3 protein-coding genes are annotated in these 2,705 nt (G+C 54.5%); 2 read left to right on the top strand and 1 reads right to left on the bottom strand.

Features of this window, described 5'->3' with window-relative positions; genetic code table 11:
• Positions 1-654: carboxypeptidase-like regulatory domain-containing protein (locus tag Q0510_RS05615; RefSeq protein WP_298709026.1), on the bottom strand; the 654-nt coding region annotated here is incomplete at its 3' end.
• Positions 655-1,131: 477 nt separating this feature from the next.
• On the opposite strand from Q0510_RS05615, the gene Q0510_RS05610 reads away from it, so the two are divergent.
• Both Q0510_RS05610 and Q0510_RS05605 read left to right on the top strand, forming a co-directional pair.
• Positions 1,132-2,142: a LacI family DNA-binding transcriptional regulator gene (locus Q0510_RS05610; protein ID WP_298709024.1), complete on the top strand. Its 1,011-nt coding sequence runs from the start codon at positions 1,132-1,134 to the stop codon at positions 2,140-2,142.
• 50 nt (positions 2,143-2,192) lie between these two features.
• The coding region (locus Q0510_RS05605) for an EcsC family protein (protein ID WP_298709022.1) at positions 2,193-2,705 on the top strand (513 nt) is incomplete at its 3' end.

Below are 2,705 nucleotides of genomic sequence, written 5' to 3'. Positions count from 1 at the left end.
GTTCGGGTTGATGTCGGACAGGGCGCCGGGGTAGATCACACCGTCGAGCACGAGCAGGGGCGAGCTGTTGGCGTTCAGGGAAGAGCGGCCGCGGATCTGGAGGTCGCCGCCGCCTTTGGCGGAGTTGTTGCCCGTTACGGAAAGGCCGGGGATATTGCCGCGGAGGGCGTCCTGGACGGCGGAGGGGTTTTCGTTTTCCAGTTTGCCGAGCTGCAGCTGGGCAACGGCGCCGGTGAGGTCCGATTTTTTGCGGGTGCCATATCCCACCACCACGAGCTGGTCGAGCTCGGTGGCGTTGTCTTGCAGGATAATGTTCCAGCTGGTGGTTCCGGCCACGGGCACTTTTTGCGCCTGGTAGCCGATGAAGCTGAACACGAGCGTGGCGTTGTCGGGCACGCCGGTGAGCGTGAATTTGCCGTCGGGATCGGTGGTGGTGCCTTTGGAAGTGCCTTCAATGGCGACGGTAACGCCGGGGAGCGCAGCGCCGGATTTGTCGCGGACGATGCCGGAAATGTCTTTCGCTATCCGTACATGCGTCTTGAAATCGGTTGCATGCATGCCGCTGGCGGCGGGAATGCCGGCCATTAGCGCAAGTAGCAGGGCGCAACAGGCCGGGGAGGGCCAATAGAGGCTCCTTCCGATACGCATTGTCATGGTAAGTCAGATTAAGGATTTAGAAATGGTAATATCGACGTGTTAGTGTTAAATGTGCTTGTAATACTTCGTGTAACGTGTGAAGCTTGTACCAGTTTTTAACGTGAAAAAATAGTTAGCCGTAAACGTGATGCATATATCAGTTTGCAGTTTGATAGATATGTTTTTCCGTACGGGTGTAAATTGCCTGACCGGCGGGCGGTCAAACGGTGGCAGCACACCTGGCGCGTAGGGTCCGAATGGCGGGAGGGGGACCGGTTGCCAGCATCAACGTGAAATCATCTTACCGTAAACGGGCGAAAAATATGGTTAGAATAGCGGAGGGTAAACGTGAATCAATTTTTAACGTGAAAAAATATATTACCGTAAACGCGATTTTTCAATGTTCTTTTACCAAATTAGTATTTGCAATCGATTTAACTTTATATAAGGGGAGAAAAAGTCTATTACAACGTTTGAAATCGTTTTTTTTGAATTATGAAAAGGGGAGTAACGATAAAAGATATTGCGCGGAAATTGAATATGTCGGTATCGACGGTTTCGAAAGCGTTGAATAACGATGCTACGATCAGTTCGCTGACAAGCGAGCGGGTGAAGGCTTTGGCGCGGGAATTGAATTATGTTCCCAACGAGGCGGCGCGGCATTTTAAGTTGAACCGGACGTTTACGCTGGGGTTGATCGTGCCTGATATTCTCGACCAGTATTATGCTTTTGCGGCCAACGGTGTGGAAGCGGCGGCGGAAGAGAAGGGGTATCACGTGATGCTGGCGCAGTCGCGGGAAGATGAGCAGAAGGAAGAGCGCATTATCGACCTGATGATCCGCAACCGGGTTGACGGTGTGGTGGCGGCGATTTCGAAGACGCGGACGGACATGGCGCCTTATCAGAAGTTATTGTCCATCGGGATCCCGGTGGTATGCATCGGGCGGGAGCCTTCGACGCCGGCGTTCGACTTCGTGTCGAGCGATAATATGGAAGGCGGGCGGCTGGCCACGGATTTCCTGATCCGGCAGGGGCACCGGCACATTGCGCATCTGCGGGGGCCCGAGGAGATGCGGACGGGCAGGGCGCGGTACGAAGGGTACCGGCTGGCGCTGGAGCAACATGGGATTCCCTTCCGGGAGGAGCTGGTGGAAGTGGTGGATTTTACCCGGGAGAACACGGACGCGGCGCTGGCAAGGATGCTGGCGTTGGCAACACCTCCTACGGCGGTGTTTGCATTTAAAAATTATGTGGCGCTGGATGGGATCGCTTATTTGAAGAAGCATCATCCGGCTTTGTTGGATACGTTCCAGTTTACGGGATTCGGCAATCTGCCTATTCTGGGTTACCTGGATCATAAACCGGCGGCCTCGATTGAAGAGGGCTCGCGGGAGATGGGGCTGGAAGCGGCTATGCAACTGTTTTCCCGGATTCGCGAAAGTGAAGGGGAGGAGCAATCGGCCCGGAGCATTCAACTGCCGTGCAGGCTGGTGGTGCATGTGTGATGAATTACAGACGGCATACAAACAAACTTATTTTCACCTGATTCAATACCATGTTATACGAATTACAGACGCGCGCCGAAATGGAATCCTGGAAGGTCCGCATGCGGAAGGCTCCGAATGTGGTGCAGCGGCTGTCGCGCACATTGCAGGCGCGGGTGAACCGGATCATCCCGGAGAAGGTGCACCAGGCTATCACAGTTACGATCAAACAGATGGTGCGCGGGGTGTTGTTCGGTTCGTCGTACACGGTGCCGGGGAAGCAGGAATATGCTTCGTTTGCGGAGATGGAAGAAGCTGTGCGGAAGCGTATTGGTTTCTACCGGCATACGGCCGCGGCGGAAGGCGGGGTTACCGGGGCGGGAGGGATTTTGCTGGGACTGGCGGATTTCCCGATCCTGTTATCGATGAAACTTAAATTGCTGTTTGATATCGCTACGATGTACGGGTTTGATGTGAAGGATTACCGGGAGCGGTTGTATATCCTCTTTATTTTCCAGTTGGCTTTCAGCAGCCAGGACCACCGGCGGCAGGTGTTTTCGCAGATGGAAGACTGGGACCATCGT

The sequence above is a fragment of the uncultured Chitinophaga sp. genome (assembly GCF_937874145.1).
Lineage (GTDB): Bacteria > Bacteroidota > Bacteroidia > Chitinophagales > Chitinophagaceae > Chitinophaga.
Note: the sequence above shows the minus strand (reverse complement) of the source record. Positions and strands in the feature narration are given on the sequence as shown.